Annotated in this window: 15 protein-coding genes; 3 read left to right on the top strand and 12 right to left on the bottom strand. The window is 37.5% G+C overall.

Going from position 1 to position 13878, the window contains the following annotated elements:
- Window positions 1-3: 3 nt before the first annotated feature.
- Both pdhA and AAHB15_RS02220 read right to left on the bottom strand, forming a co-directional pair.
- On the bottom strand, window positions 4-1119 hold the full coding sequence (gene pdhA / locus AAHB15_RS02225) for a pyruvate dehydrogenase (acetyl-transferring) E1 component subunit alpha (RefSeq protein ID WP_144562619.1): 1116 nt from the start codon (window positions 1117-1119) through the stop codon (window positions 4-6).
- Between the two features lie 483 nt (window positions 1120-1602).
- On the bottom strand, window positions 1603-2262 hold the full coding sequence (locus AAHB15_RS02220; protein WP_342041683.1) for a YkyA family protein: 660 nt from the start codon (window positions 2260-2262) through the stop codon (window positions 1603-1605).
- 176 nt (window positions 2263-2438) lie between these two features.
- On the opposite strand from AAHB15_RS02220, the gene def reads away from it, so the two are divergent.
- The 3 genes from def (at window position 2439) to rnjA (ending at window position 5322) form a co-directional block, all read left to right on the top strand.
- Entirely contained in the window at window positions 2439-2993 is a 555-nt protein-coding gene (gene def / locus AAHB15_RS02215; RefSeq protein WP_342041682.1) for a peptide deformylase, read from the top strand.
- Window positions 2994-3438: 445 nt separating this feature from the next.
- Window positions 3439-3651, top strand: a complete 213-nt coding sequence (locus AAHB15_RS02210; protein ID WP_098526960.1) for a DNA-dependent RNA polymerase subunit epsilon — start codon at window positions 3439-3441, stop codon at window positions 3649-3651.
- Between the two features lie 3 nt (window positions 3652-3654).
- Entirely contained in the window at window positions 3655-5322 is a 1668-nt protein-coding gene (gene rnjA / locus AAHB15_RS02205) for a ribonuclease J1 (protein WP_342041681.1), read from the top strand.
- 107 nt (window positions 5323-5429) lie between these two features.
- Here the strand turns inward: rnjA and AAHB15_RS02200 are convergent, their stop codons facing one another.
- From AAHB15_RS02200 to AAHB15_RS02155, 10 genes are all read right to left on the bottom strand, one after another.
- Window positions 5430-6089, bottom strand: coding sequence for a potassium channel family protein (locus tag AAHB15_RS02200; protein ID WP_098526958.1), 660 nt, complete (start codon window positions 6087-6089; stop codon window positions 5430-5432).
- A 59-nt stretch (window positions 6090-6148) separates the two neighbouring features.
- Window positions 6149-7057 carry a DUF4349 domain-containing protein gene (locus tag AAHB15_RS02195; protein WP_342041680.1) on the bottom strand — a complete coding sequence of 303 codons (909 nt, stop codon included), beginning with the start codon at window positions 7055-7057 and terminating at the stop codon, window positions 6149-6151.
- A 119-nt stretch (window positions 7058-7176) separates the two neighbouring features.
- Window positions 7177-7632, bottom strand: coding sequence for a TlpA disulfide reductase family protein (locus AAHB15_RS02190; RefSeq protein WP_098526956.1), 456 nt, complete (start codon window positions 7630-7632; stop codon window positions 7177-7179).
- A 59-nt stretch (window positions 7633-7691) separates the two neighbouring features.
- Window positions 7692-8240 carry a peroxiredoxin gene (locus tag AAHB15_RS02185; RefSeq protein ID WP_144562625.1) on the bottom strand — a complete coding sequence of 183 codons (549 nt, stop codon included), beginning with the start codon at window positions 8238-8240 and terminating at the stop codon, window positions 7692-7694.
- A 280-nt stretch (window positions 8241-8520) separates the two neighbouring features.
- Complete coding sequence (locus AAHB15_RS02180) at window positions 8521-9639, bottom strand: N-acetyldiaminopimelate deacetylase (RefSeq protein ID WP_342041679.1); 1119 nt, start codon at window positions 9637-9639, stop codon at window positions 8521-8523.
- A gap of 88 nt (window positions 9640-9727) precedes the next feature.
- Window positions 9728-10453 carry a 2,3,4,5-tetrahydropyridine-2,6-dicarboxylate N-acetyltransferase gene (gene dapD / locus AAHB15_RS02175; RefSeq protein ID WP_098526953.1) on the bottom strand — a complete coding sequence of 242 codons (726 nt, stop codon included), beginning with the start codon at window positions 10451-10453 and terminating at the stop codon, window positions 9728-9730.
- A 53-nt stretch (window positions 10454-10506) separates the two neighbouring features.
- Window positions 10507-11394, bottom strand: a complete 888-nt coding sequence (locus tag AAHB15_RS02170) for a LysR family transcriptional regulator (protein WP_098526952.1) — start codon at window positions 11392-11394, stop codon at window positions 10507-10509.
- Between the two features lie 55 nt (window positions 11395-11449).
- Window positions 11450-12952 carry an MDR family MFS transporter gene (locus AAHB15_RS02165; RefSeq protein WP_342041678.1) on the bottom strand — a complete coding sequence of 501 codons (1503 nt, stop codon included), beginning with the start codon at window positions 12950-12952 and terminating at the stop codon, window positions 11450-11452.
- A 57-nt stretch (window positions 12953-13009) separates the two neighbouring features.
- Window positions 13010-13453, bottom strand: coding sequence for a cyclic-di-AMP-binding protein CbpB (gene cbpB / locus AAHB15_RS02160; RefSeq protein ID WP_098526950.1), 444 nt, complete (start codon window positions 13451-13453; stop codon window positions 13010-13012).
- A gap of 115 nt (window positions 13454-13568) precedes the next feature.
- Window positions 13569-13805, bottom strand: a complete 237-nt coding sequence (locus AAHB15_RS02155; protein ID WP_098526949.1) for a YkuJ family protein — start codon at window positions 13803-13805, stop codon at window positions 13569-13571.
- Window positions 13806-13878: the final 73 nt, after the last annotated feature.

Genomic DNA, 13878 nt, shown 5'->3' with positions numbered 1-13878 from the left:
GGCTTACTTCGACTCCTTTTCTTTATATATTTCATATTGTTCTTTTAAGGTTTGCGGCATTTCTTCATACATAATAGACATTAAATCTGTCACCTTTTGTTTTGGTGCAGCATCAGCTTGTTTAAGCGCTTCTTTGATCTCTTCTTTTGCTTGTTCAATCACTTCAGTTTCTTTTTCTTCACTCCATAGTCCTTTGTTTTCAAGGAACTTACGGAAACGTACAAGTGGATCTTTCTTTTCCCACTCATTATCAAGATCTGCTGTACGGTAACGAGTTGGGTCATCCCCAGCCATGGTATGTGGACCATAACGGTACGTTAATGTTTCAATAAGAGTAGGACCCTCGCCATTAATTGCACGCTCACGAGCTTCGCGAGTTGCAGCATAAACCGCTAACGGATCCATACCGTCTACGACGATTCCAGGGATACCTGCTGCAACAGCCTTTTGTGCTAATGTTTTAGCCGCAGTTTGCTTTTCACGTGGTGTTGAAATGGCAAACTGGTTATTTTGGATAACAAAGATAGCTGGTGCTTTATATGCACCTGCAAAGTTGATACCTTCATAGAAATCGCCTTGAGATGTTCCACCGTCACCTGTATAAGTAATGGCAACAGCCTTAGTTCCACGTTTCTTGAATCCAAGTGCAACCCCAGCAGTTTGAACATACTGAGCCCCAATGATGATTTGTGGGTGAAGAACGTTAACACCTTCAGGAATATTCATACCTTGAAAATGTCCTCTAGACCATAAAAACGCTTGTGATAATGGTAATCCGTGCCAAACAATTTGCGGTACATCACGGTAACCAGGCAAGATAAAATCTTCAGTTTCAAGCGCGAATTGAGAGGCAAGCTGGGACGCTTCTTGTCCTGCTGTTGGCGCATAGAAACCTAATCTTCCTTGACGGTTTAAAGAAATTGAGCGCTGGTCTAGAATTCTCGTGTATACCATCCGGCGCATTAATTCTTGAAGCTGTTCATCAGTCAAGTTAGGCATTGCTGCTTCGTTGACAACCTCACCTTGTTCATTAAGGATTTGAAGCGTTTGAAATTGTTCTTCTACAGCTTCGAGTGCTTTCTTGGCATCAAGCTGGGCGTTCTTAAGTTTAGAAGCCATTGTGTCATCTCTTCCTTTCTATTTAGGGCCTATTTTTAAAAAATAAAATCCACTATTTTAGATTACCCAAAAATTGCGATTAAACATTATTTGAAAGCAACTTGTCATTGGTTCATCTATTTTGATATTACATAAGTTTCGAGGCCTGGATATGGTTAGATACATACTATGAACTAGTGTCTCACAGAAAATATAAGATAAAACGAAAAGTTCGGTCTATAAATATTTTATTCTGTATCACTATTTTATGTAACATCATTAGTACAACTTTTATCACACTTATGAGTGTACAACTTTTGCTTTATGTCGTCAAATACTAAGTTTTATTATTTTTCATTAAATAACAGTTTTTTTAAAAGCTATCTTGAAATAAAACTGTATTACTCGATAAGCCAATCTGTTATATACAATGTCACATTTTAGACACTTGTTATAATATAGAAAAAATCGACTGTAGGTCAGCCGATTTTGGGATAATCTCCTTTACTTTGTCTTTATTCCTGCCTTTTTATAAAATAAAAGTTTTTTTTCATTATATTGTTCGGTATATTTATTAAACTGTTCATTTGTGGCATATACGTTTTTATAAGAATCATTTAGCTTATTAATTTGAGCTTCTAGATCTTCTAGGGGCAGATTTTTATTTTTAAACATTTGATATAATTCTTTATCATATTGAAGAGACTCAGAGTATTTCTTATACAATTCTCTATGTGCCTCATATCTTTTCATCATAATATCATAAAGATCATTTGCAGTTTCCTTAAGTTCGGGATCATCTAATTGATCTTTAAGGTCAGCCACTTTAGCAAATTCCTGTTCAGATTCTTTAAGGCTTGTTGTTTCTTTCTCAAAAAGTTCTTTTCGTTTATCAGCTAAGTCAAGAGCTTCATCTGAAAGTTTAACAATCTGATCGTATTCTTTCATTCCTTGTTTAATAATTTGATCATATAGTTCTTTTTCCTGTTTTTCTAATGTAACTAATGGTTCTTGCTGTTCTTCAAATACCTTTTCCTTATTAACAACATTTTCTAAGACATTATACATTTTATCGACAGGGGTCTTTTTTTCTGTACATCCTGATAAAATAAAAATAATAACGGTAACAAATATGAGGATGCTACTTTTTCCTTTGAATAACAATTTCTAACCTCCTTACTGTGCAATTCCTACTATATCTGTATAAAGTTTATTTGACAATATCCAACTGTTCAAAAGACAGATAGAAATCATAATGTAAACAATTATTAACATTTTGGCTTTTGTTTGATAGACTAATGCTGGTGACTAACTTTATGGAACTTTAGGAGTGAATGTTCATGCTAACAATGGAGAATATCATTCGGGACGGGCATCCTACCCTTCGAAAAGTGGCAGTAGAGGTATCCTTGCCGCCATCCGAAGAAGATAAACAAATTTTAGCCAGTCTTTTAGAATACGTAATAAACAGCCAAAACAGCGAAATTGCCGCGAAATATAGCCTGCGTCCTGGGATTGGATTAGCTGCTCCGCAAATAAATGTGTCAAAGAGAATGATTGCTGTTCATCTTATCGACGATAAAGGAACTTTATACAGCTACGCCTTATTTAACCCCAAAATCGTCAGTCATTCGGTCGAAAAAGCCTACCTTCAATCCGGTGAGGGCTGCCTATCAGTTGATGAGGCCATTCCTGGATATGTACCAAGGTATGCAAGGATTACTGTAAAAGGAGTGACACTTGAAGGAGAGGAAGTCAAACTTCGTCTGAAAGGTCTGCCAGCAATCTGCTTTCAGCATGAAATTGATCACTTAAATGGAATCATGTTTTATGACTATATCGATAAAAAGGATCCTTTCAAACCGGTCGAAGGAGCAGCCGTTATTGAAAGATAAGACACTGGCCTTTTTGGAGGCCGGTGTTTTTTGTTCATTTTTATTCCATCTTATACCATGAAAGATTACCTATTTTCCTCATATAATAATAGTAAAAAAATATCTACAGTAAAAAAATTTCAATTATCTGCCATTGCTTGCTTTACTTTGGACAAGGTTCGTATAAAATAAAGGTAAGGAGATGATCCACTATGTTAAAGAAGCTCAGGAAAAAGCTTTTAAAACAGTGGAACGATTTACTTAGAAAAAAATCCATTGCCTAATTTTTTAGAGGGCCCTTCAACCTTGCGAAGGGCTCCTTCATTATTGTACATTGTAGTAATATGATTTAGATTTACATACTTTTCATATATAGTCCACGGAGTCTCCAAAGAAAATAAATGAAAAAGATGAAAATATTTTATATAATAGAAAAAGTTATGATTCAGTAAGGAGCGAATTTGTCATGATATTTAAAGTTTATTATCAAGAGAGATTGACAGAAGTACCAGTAAGAGAGAACACTAAAACAATTTTTGTTGAAGGTGAATCAGTAAGAGATGTCCGAAAAAAAATCGCCGATCGCGGTTTTAATGTTGAACATGTACAAGAAGTTACAGGTGCTTATTTAGAATACGAACAACAAAATGAAGACTTTAAAGTATTGGAGATTGGATAATTTATGAAATTTGTAAAAAATGATCAAACTGCTGTTTTTGCCTTGGGCGGTTTAGGTGAAATAGGCAAAAATACGTATGCAGTTCAGTTCCAAGATGAGATTATATTAATCGATGCCGGTATAAAATTCCCGGAGGATGAATTATTAGGAATCGATTATGTTATCCCAGATTACACCTATCTGGTTAAAAACGAAGAAAAAATTAAAGGATTATTTGTAACCCACGGACACGAAGACCACATTGGCGGAATCCCCTATTTACTTCGTGAAATAAATATTCCGATATACGGCGGCAAACTTGCCCTTGGGTTAATCAAAAATAAATTAGAAGAGCACGGATTATTACGAAATGCTAAGCTGATTGAAATTAAAGAAGATGATATCATTAAGTTCCGCAAAACATCCGTAACGTTTTTCCGTACCACCCACAGCATTCCTGATTCCTATGGTATTGTCGTAAAAACCCCTCCAGGACAAGTCGTCCATACAGGTGATTTTAAATTTGATTTTACCCCGGTAGGTGAACCAGCTAATTTAACCAAAATGGCTGAAATAGGCAAAGAAGGGGTTCTATGCTTATTATCGGATAGTACCAATAGTGAAATCCCTGATTTTACAATGTCTGAACGCCGTGTGGGTGAAAGTATCGATGATATTTTTAGAAAAGTGGATGGCCGGATTATTTTTGCAACTTTCGCATCGAATATTCACAGACTACAACAAGTAGTAGAAGCTGCAGTTGTGAACGGAAGAAAGGTTGCTGTGTTTGGTCGGAGCATGGAAGCGGCCATTAATATTGGGTTAGAGTTGGGCTATATAATTGCCCCTAAAGAGACATTTATTGAAGCAAATCAAATAAACAGATTGCCTGCAGATAAAGTGACAATTCTATGTACAGGCAGTCAGGGCGAACCAATGGCTGCCCTATCGAGGATTGCCAATGGCACCCACAGACAAATTCAAATTATTCCTGGTGACACTGTGGTCTTCTCATCCTCTCCTATTCCAGGGAATACCATTAGCGTAAGCAGGACCATTAATATGTTGTTCCGAGCTGGGGCAGAAGTGATCCATGGTAAGTTAAGCAACATCCATACTTCCGGACACGGTGGACAACAGGAACAAAAATTAATGCTCCGCTTAATTAAACCTAAGTTCTTTATGCCAATTCACGGTGAATATCGGATGCAAAAAATGCATGCCAAACTCGCTGTTGATTGCGGCGTTGAGGAAGAGAATTGCTTCATTATGGATAATGGTGAAGTTCTCGCGCTATCTGATAACACTGCACAGGTTGCTGGAAAAATCCCATCCGGTTCCGTCTATATCGACGGCAGCGGTGTAGGAGACATCGGAAATATTGTTTTAAGAGACCGCCGTATTCTTTCTGAAGAAGGCTTAGTGGTTGTTGTAGTGAGTATTAATATGAAAGAATTTAAAATAGCATCGGGTCCGGACCTCATTTCCCGGGGGTTTGTTTACATGAGGGAATCCGGTGATTTAATAAATGATGCTCAGAACCTGATCACTAAACACTTAAATAAAGTAATGGAACGGAAGACAAGCCAATGGTCTGAAATTAAGAATGAAATAACAGATACACTCGCACCTTTCCTTTACGAAAAAACAAAACGCAGACCGATGATTTTACCAATCATAATGGAAGTATAAGAAAAAGCGGAAGAGCCATGGCCCTTCCGCTTTTCGTTATTGTCTAGCTTCGGCCCTAGGAAAAAATGAACTACTTTTTTCCATGTTCAAGGCGCCTCCGCTTTTCTTTATTCTAAAACTTTTTTCTCAAACCGATCAATATCAAGATCATTTCCAATGACTATTAATACATCATTAGTTTGTATGGTTTCTTTTGCTTGTGGGGAAACAATAATTTCTTCTCCTCTTTTTATCGCAACAATATTTAAACCGTATTTCTTACGGATATCTAAATCCATAATAGTGTTACCCGAGAGCTTCCTATTTGCAGCAATCTCGACAATACTATGTTCTGCAGATAGTTCAAGATAATCAAGCACACTATTAGATGCTATATTGTTCGCTATCCGTTTTCCCATATCTCTTTCAGGATGAACGACTTGATCCGCCCCAATTTTCCGTAGTACTTTTCCATGATAATCATTTTGTGCTTTAGCGGTAATCCTCGCTACCCCTAGTTCTTTTAAAATAAGGGTGGTTAAGATACTTGCCTGTATGTCATCACCAATGGCGACGATCACATGGTCGAAATTACGAATACCTAAACTTTTCAGGACATTTTCATCGGTTGTATCACCGACTACTGCATGTGAAGCAATCATGCTATATTGATTTACTCGCTCTTCATTGATATCAATACCTAGTACTTCCATTCCTTCTTCACTTAATGTTTGGCATATGCTCCCGCCAAACCGACCAAGTCCAATTACTGCAAAACTCTTTTTCATGTAGCAAAACTCCCCTGTTTGTTCAAGTTAGTAAACTCTATAAAAACACGTTAAAACCCTTACTCCCGTTTGTTCTGCCTTTTTTTCTTATTATAATATAGATATACAAGAAAGCCTAATAGGATGAAAATGATCAAAATTGGCAGGTTCCCTAAAATAAAAACAACTAACCCAGAAAGTGCAGCCAATATTAGATTAGTACTGTTCATAAATTGTTTTTTTGTTTTTTCCCATGTATTTAATTGATCCTTTTCAAGTTCAGGTACTACCACTTTCGTTTCATACAGGGTGATGCTCACTGTCGATAAGGACGTCTGATTTTCTAAATATTTCATTCTTCCTTCAATAACTTCTATTTCCTCTTGAACAGACGCTAAGTCCGCAGAAATCTTTAGTAAATCCTCTGTTTTAGCTGCATTTTTCATAAAGCTATGGAGTCGCTCTTCAACAGCCCTTTTGGACTTCAACCGCGATTCGAGATCGACATATTCCTCAGTTACGTCTTGCCCGTTAATATTCCTCTTCAGCACCTCGGCCGCCTGCCCCTCGGCATCATTTAAAAATTCCTGAAAATGAGCTTGTGGGATTCTTAATTTCATACTGCCGCTTACTTGTTCAGTCCCATCTTTAGTAACACTTGATTCTGCTATATATCCTCCGTATTTTTTAGCTTTTTCTTCTAGGTTTTGCACAGTATGCTCAAAATTTTTTACACGAAGCTCAAGTTCCGCCTGATAAATGACCATCTGGTTGTTAGCCTGAGCTTTTGCTGTATCTATAAATTTTTCCGATTTAGGTAGCTCAGTTGAGGTCAATGACTTTTCACTTTTTCCAGACTCCGCTGAGTCCATTACTCCTTTATCCGAACTCATTTTTGCACTTTCATTTTTACTAGCTGAACTGCAACCGGCCATTCCGAATAACATAACCATTAACAAAATCGATAATGCCTTTTTAGACAATCCCATTTGCTTGCCCCCTCTTATTTCTATTTAAAAATACCGACGTTTATTTAAAGAGAAGGTTTCATGATTATCGTATATAAAAAAAGAACTGTTCTTGATGTGAACAGCTCTTCTCATAAAGTTTATTCTGTTTTTTCCATTTCATCCAGTACCCGATTAACACGCTTTTCAAGCATTTTCATTCCGCTTCCGCCTGCTTGGAAATGGCGGAGCTTGCCTTCACGGTCAAAAACATAGTATGCTGGAACATATTGATTCTCAAATGCTTCTGTTAATTTATGTTCACTATCAACAAAAATCGGCTGAGTAATTCCATGCTCAGCAGCCACTTTTTTAATTTCCTCAAGGTTTAAATCGTCTTCTGAACGAGGCATATGAACAGCGACTACATTTAATTTCTCTTTATAATCATCTCGGAATTGATTCACTTGAGGCATTGCCTCCTTACATAAATGGCAGCTAATAGACCAGAAATGAATTAAAGTTGGTTTCTCACCGACTAGCTCGTTTTTCGTAACCTGGCTGTTTAACCATTCTGTTGCCCCAGTTAATTCCGGCATTTCATCTCGTAACTTCATGACTAACCCCCCTGTTTAAAAAAGACCTAACGCATCATGTTAGGTCTATCCTTTGTTAATTAAACATTCAATGTAGCTTGTCCTGGCTTCCAGTTGGCAGGGCAAAGACCACCTGTTTGTAAGGCTTGAAGGACACGTAATGTTTCATCTACATCTCGGCCGATGTTGTTATGGTTCACAACTGAATATTTTAATTCACCTTCTGGATCGATGATAAATAGACCACGAAGAGCAACACCTTCTTCTTCAATTAACACACCATAATCACGTGCAACTACATGATTAGTGTCAGCAGCTAATGAATAATTTAATTGGCCAAGACCATTATTTTTACGGTCTGTGTTAATCCATGCAAGATGTGTATGAATCGTGTCAGTAGAAGCCCCTACCACAACTGCATCTAGGTCTTCAAACTCTTCAAACCGGTCAGACATTGCAGTGATTTCAGTTGGACAAACAAAAGTAAAGTCCATCGGATAGAAGAACAAAACTGTCCATTTATCGTTTTTCATGTTTTCTTCAAGGCTGACTTTTCCAAATTCTTTGTTTGGTAATACAGCCTCCATTTCAAAGCGTGGTGCTTGTTTACCCACCATACGTTCTGGCATTAGAATCCCTCCAAAAAGATTATTTAAATGAGTTTTCGAATAGCAAGACATTATTGCTAACCTTTTTCAATTCTCATTTTCGGACATCCCTGCATTTGAACCAATATTAAATTATAATTAATTAAAATAGGTACTTACTATTAATTATAATCTAAAATTCCCTTTAGTCAGTTTTTCCTATTTCCACAAGAATAAACGACAATATGTATCATAATTCCTGATTAACTTTAACATAATTAACCATTTAAACAAAGGAATATGACTTTCCAGTCAGCCTTTATTAATTGCCTTTAAACGAAATATAACTAGTTAAAACCCTTACAGCTACATCAATAGCCGTTTCATTTGGATTAAGTTTAGCATGATGAAGTCCAAACGGTGAATCTACGCCCAGCCAAAACATTAATCCAGGTATTTCTTTGAGCATATATCCAAAATCCTCACCCGTCATAGCCTCCCGACATTCTACTACTGTTACATCGGTTTTATTTCTAATATAATCAATAAATTCCCTTGTAACAGATTCAGTATTGTAAACTTGATGATACATTGCTCCATAGTCTATTACCGTCTCACACTCATACCCCGTTTCAATCCCTTTAACAAGCGCTTCGATTCGATGCTTCACTTTTTTCATAGCTTCAGGTGATAATGTTCGGATGGTTCCCTCAAGTCTTGCCTTCTCGGCAATAATATTTTGTACTGTACCACCAGTTATTTTTCCAATCGTTATTACGGCACTATCTAATGGATCAACATTTCTAGAAATAACCGTTTGTAGCTGGTTAACAAGAGAACAGGCAGCAATTACCATATCATTGGTTTGATGCGGGTAGGCAGCGTGCCCGCCTTTCCCCTTTAGATCTATAAACAATTCAGATGTATTAGCAAATAATAAACCTTCTTTTAGAGCAATGGTTCCAACAGGATATTCAGGTGCAATATGAAGGGCAAATATTAAATCGGGCATCCATTCTTGCATTTCTTCCGATTTTAACATTGGTTCTGCTCCACCAGGTCCTTCTTCGGCTGGTTGAAACACAAACAGAAGATTATCATTAATAGGATTATGGATGAAGTAAGACAGAACCCCTAAAGCAATCGTCATATGGAAATCATGGCCGCAGGCATGCATCCTTGCTTCGTGTGAAGAGGAAAAGGCTAAACCCGTTTCTTCGGTAATGGGCAGACCATCAATGTCTGTTCTATATCCAATTGTTTTTGAGGGATTTAGTCCATGAACCTTTATTAGTAATCCCGTTTTCCACTTTTTCATAGAAATTCGTTCTTGTGGGAATGAATCTATAATTGATATTAGATAGTTTTGAGTTTTAAATTCTTGAAAACCAAGTTCCGGAATTTGATGTAAATCCCTGCGTATTTCGATTAATGATTTCATTTAGATATCACCCTTTCTATCCCTATAAAAGAAGCGTGGATTAAAGTCCACGCTTTCACGATCAAAAACCATTCTTATGCTTGTCCGCCTATAATTGACGAAGCTCTTGCATGATTTCTGTTTTTGATTTTGTTTTTTCATCAATATCTTTAATTTTTTTTGCTGGTGTACCTGCAACAACTGTATAGGGCGGAACATCCTTCGTTACAACTGCACCTGCAGCAACAACAGAGCCTTTCCCAACTTTTACACCTTCAAGCACGACTGCATTGGCACCAATTAGAACATCATCTTCAATAATAACAGGTTGTGCGGAAGGCGGCTCAATTACTCCAGCTAATACCGTTCCTGCTCCAATATGACAGTTCTTACCGACAGTTGCTCTTCCGCCAAGAACTACACCCATATCAATCATTGTTTTTTCACCGATAACTGCACCAATATTGATGACTGCTCCCATCATAATGACAGCATTATCCCCAATTTCTACCTGGTCACGAATAGTGACACCTGGCTCGATTCGCGCATTAATGTGCTTTGTGTCTAACAACGGAATGGCTGAATTACGACGGTCATTTTCGACCACGAAATCCTCAATTTTACCTTTGTTAGCTTCTAATGCTGCATTAATTTCAGCCCATTCACCAAAGACAACACCGGTATTTCCATTAATAAATGTTTTTGCATCGTTTCCAAAATCAATACCTTCTAAGTCACCCTTCAAATAAACCTTCACAGGTGTAGATTTTTTACTATTTGCAATAAAAGCAATAATTTCATGTGCATCCATTTTTCTAACTTGCCCCCTAATCATGTACTAAAAAATACTTTAACAAACAAAAGAACTGAAAACAAGAAAAAACAACCTTATTCTTCTGAAGATTCGGCGATATATTCTTTAATCAGTTCCATAAATGCATCAACTTGTTTTAGTTGGAATGCAGATTCATACCCTAATAACCAAGTATCTCGTTTAAGTGGTACATTATTTTCATCAACTAAAGGTATTTTAAAAATATCCCGGTCCGCTTTCCTAAGTGTAATGGATGGCAATATGGCGTAACCAATGCCATTGAAGGCCATCTGTTTGCATGTTTCTATTTGATCCACCACTACAGTTCTTTTTGGTGATGTTTTATAATTTCTCATCCACCAGTCTTGGATTTCTTGATAATAGTTAGAATCGCTTTTAAATTGGATAAATGGACGATCAGTCTTTAAAACTTGCTCCGGTTTGGTAATTTCCCGGTCGACAAGATAGAGCGGGTCATTAAAAAGGTGTACCTTTACCCCTTTCCAATCCGGAGTCCCGCGGATAATTCCAATATGTACCTGATCATCATACAAACATTTTAGAATTTCACTGCTCCAGCCTGTTACTAAGGAGATTTTCACTTGTGGGTATTTATCAATGAATTTCTTTAAAACCTCTGGAAGCCAATTCTGGCCTACGATTGATGCAACGGCAATTTTTAATGTACCGGAAACACCTTCATGAAGAGAATCGATCGTTTCACGGACCTTCTCCTGTTTTGTTAAAATTTCGTTGACAAAGTCAATTACATGCTCACCGGCCGGCGTTAGGGATAACCCCTTTTGTGAGCGGATGAATAGCTTGGTTCCCCATTCCTTTTCAATCGTTTGTAATCGTTGCGAAAGAGCGGGCTGGGAGACAAACAGCCGCTCTGAAGCCTTTCTCATATTCATTTCCTGAGCTAAAACCGATAATAACTGAAATTCTGATATGGAAGACAAAGTCAAAACCTCTTTACTATTTTTGTTGAATTACTTAATTTGTGATTGTGAAAGACTATGATTCCATTTCCTTTTTAGGAATAAATAATATTAGCAGCATACTGATAATGGCAAAGGTCAATACAACATAATAAACAGAGTGTAAAGAGAAGGTCAGCCCTTCCTGCAAAATCCTTTTCACAGAGACAGTCAATTGATTTCGTTCAGCAACCTTTAAAAGCTTATTGGCATCATCAACGGTTAAAGACTTGTTATTCTCAGTAAAGAAATGAGCCATACGGTTATTCAGGATACCCCCTAGCAATGCTGCACCAATGGTATTCCCTAAATTCCGCATAAACATATTGGCCGCCGTCGCAATTCCTCTTTGCTGCCATTCTACGGTACTTTGAATAGAAACGATAAAGGCGGTGGAAGTAAAGCCCATTCCAGCACCTACAAGGAAAGAGCCGACAGCCGCCCAAACAGGTCCTGCCGAAGCCGACATAGTTACAAAAACCACACTGCCCAGTACTAAAAAGCCGCCCCCGATAATGGAAGTCATTCGATACCCCATGCTAATTAACATCTTTCCAGAAAGAGTAGAGGCAATCGGCCAGCCGATTGACATGGTTGTTAATGTAAACCCTGCCACAATTGGTGTTTGTTCCATCACACCTTGAACAAAGGTTGGTAAAAAACTTGATATCCCAATTAAAATAATACCAGATGTCAAGGATGTCATATTTGCAACAAAAATGGATCGTTCCTTCCAGATGGAAAACGGCATAACTGGTTCAGTTGCTCTTCCTTCTTGAAAAACAAAAGCTATTAAAGCTAAGAATGTAATGCTCAGCAGCCCTATCAACTGCCATGACCCCCATGACCAGTTGCTCCCGCCTTCAATAAGAATAAACATGAGTGATGAGATAGTAGCTGATAAAAGAATCGCACCTAAATAATCTATCTCATGCCTTTTCTTTACAACGTCTTCATGCAGGAATAACCAAAGTCCAACCAATGATAGGAGTCCAAGAGGAATATTAATCCAAAACACATAATGCCAGCTTACATATTGAACAAGTAAACCGCCGACAGCGGGTCCCGTAATGGCTGATATCCCCCATACGCTAGAGAGATAACCCTGAATTTTGGCCCGTTCCTCAGTAGTATAAATGTCCCCTACAATCGTAGTAGCGATTGGCGTAACAGCCCCTGCACCAAAACCCTGAATCAACCGAAAAATAATTAGGGTTTTCATGGAATCAGCAAGCCCACAAAGAATAGAACCAATTAAAAAGATTATTATGCCTATGGATAGAATTGGTTTTCGGCCAAATAAATCAGATAGTTTTCCATAAATGAGGACAGTAACCGAGTTCATTAAAAGGTATGCAGAGAAGACCCAGCTATAAAGGGTAAAACCACCCAAATCCGCAACAATAGCCGGCATTGCTGTCGAAACAATCGTTGCTTCAATTGCCCCCATAAACATAGCGAGCATTACCGAAGCAAGTACTAGTGACTTTTTGGTTTGCTTTTTTTTCGGAGTTCCAAACGCTTCAATATCAATACTCATTGCACACCTCTCATCCTAAAAAAATAGAGCCCCCAAATGGGAGCAGAGAACTATTGGTTATTTCTTAAACCTCTTGACCACTTTATTTAATTGATTTAATACGGTACTTCTTGGTAGAATTCCTTCAAAAAAACCTTCTTCATTTTCAACACAAAGAAATGGATGATTTACCAATAAATCTAAACACTGACTAATAGATGCTGAAATTCCCACTCGAGGAATAGAGCTTTTCATTACCTCTTCTACCCGCTTATTTTCAAGCTGCTCAAATTCTATCCGTTCAAGCCCCAAAATGGAATCCATGATAATAGGAGTACTAATGAGCCCATGCAGCTTGTAATGTGGATCTAGGACGGGTATGGCAGTATATCCACTTTTCGTTAATACCAGTAAGGCATGTTCGAGATTATTTCCAATTTGCACATGAGCAACTCGCTCAGAAGGTACCATTAATTGTTTAATTGTTAATTCTAAAAATTCCCCACTAGGAAGACTAATCATAAGTCGAATACTCCTCAATAAATGTTTTTCTACAGACTTATTCTATCACAGTTTCCAGGAGTCCGCGTTAATTTTAAAACCGTTTTCCATAGAAAAAAGGAACCATGATAGGCTCCTACTGAATTAAATCAAAGATTTCAATTGTGATCATATCAATGTTATCAAATTGGTATCTTTTCGGCTTTTCCTTTTCGTTATATATTTCCAATTCAAATGTTTCAGTTTTTGGATGAAAGGTGACCTGACATTTTCTTTCACCATTTACTTCAAAATAACGTTGTGCAGGCTCACCACTTGTTGATTGTTCCTGAAGGTTTTTTAACCTTGTTAATATACCTTGTAGCTGTGACATACAATTATCCTCCTTTTAACACAAACAAACTGTCTACAGTTATGTTTCGCATTTGGCATCTTTCTATCCTTCT

The sequence above is a fragment of the Bacillus sp. OTU2372 genome, assembly GCF_038440275.1.
Classification (GTDB): Bacteria; Bacillota; Bacilli; order Bacillales; family Cytobacillaceae; genus Neobacillus; species Neobacillus bataviensis_B.
This window is presented reverse-complemented; position numbering and strand designations above follow the sequence as displayed.

Excerpts from the sequence above, each read along its gene's own strand:
- def (WP_342041682.1), top strand. The coding sequence starts at position 2,439 with ATGCTAACAATGGAGAATATCATTCGGGACGGGCATCCTACCCTTCGA.
- cbpB (WP_098526950.1), bottom strand. The coding sequence starts at position 13,453 with ATGATTAGTCTTCCTAGTGGGGAATTTTTAGAATTAACAATTAAACAA.
- AAHB15_RS02180 (WP_342041679.1), bottom strand. The coding sequence starts at position 9,639 with ATGAAATCATTAATCGAAATACGCAGGGATTTACATCAAATTCCGGAA.
- dapD (WP_098526953.1), bottom strand. The coding sequence starts at position 10,453 with ATGATTAGGGGGCAAGTTAGAAAAATGGATGCACATGAAATTATTGCT.
- AAHB15_RS02190 (WP_098526956.1), bottom strand. The coding sequence starts at position 7,632 with ATGAAGTTACGAGATGAAATGCCGGAATTAACTGGGGCAACAGAATGG.
- AAHB15_RS02155 (WP_098526949.1), bottom strand. The coding sequence starts at position 13,805 with ATGTCACAGCTACAAGGTATATTAACAAGGTTAAAAAACCTTCAGGAA.
- AAHB15_RS02195 (WP_342041680.1), bottom strand. The coding sequence starts at position 7,057 with ATGGGATTGTCTAAAAAGGCATTATCGATTTTGTTAATGGTTATGTTA.
- rnjA (WP_342041681.1), top strand. The coding sequence starts at position 3,655 with ATGAAATTTGTAAAAAATGATCAAACTGCTGTTTTTGCCTTGGGCGGT.
- AAHB15_RS02165 (WP_342041678.1), bottom strand. The coding sequence starts at position 12,952 with ATGAGTATTGATATTGAAGCGTTTGGAACTCCGAAAAAAAAGCAAACC.
- AAHB15_RS02200 (WP_098526958.1), bottom strand. The coding sequence starts at position 6,089 with ATGAAAAAGAGTTTTGCAGTAATTGGACTTGGTCGGTTTGGCGGGAGC.
- pdhA (WP_144562619.1), bottom strand. The coding sequence starts at position 1,119 with ATGGCTTCTAAACTTAAGAACGCCCAGCTTGATGCCAAGAAAGCACTC.
- AAHB15_RS02185 (WP_144562625.1), bottom strand. The coding sequence starts at position 8,240 with ATGCCAGAACGTATGGTGGGTAAACAAGCACCACGCTTTGAAATGGAG.
- AAHB15_RS02210 (WP_098526960.1), top strand. The coding sequence starts at position 3,439 with ATGATATTTAAAGTTTATTATCAAGAGAGATTGACAGAAGTACCAGTA.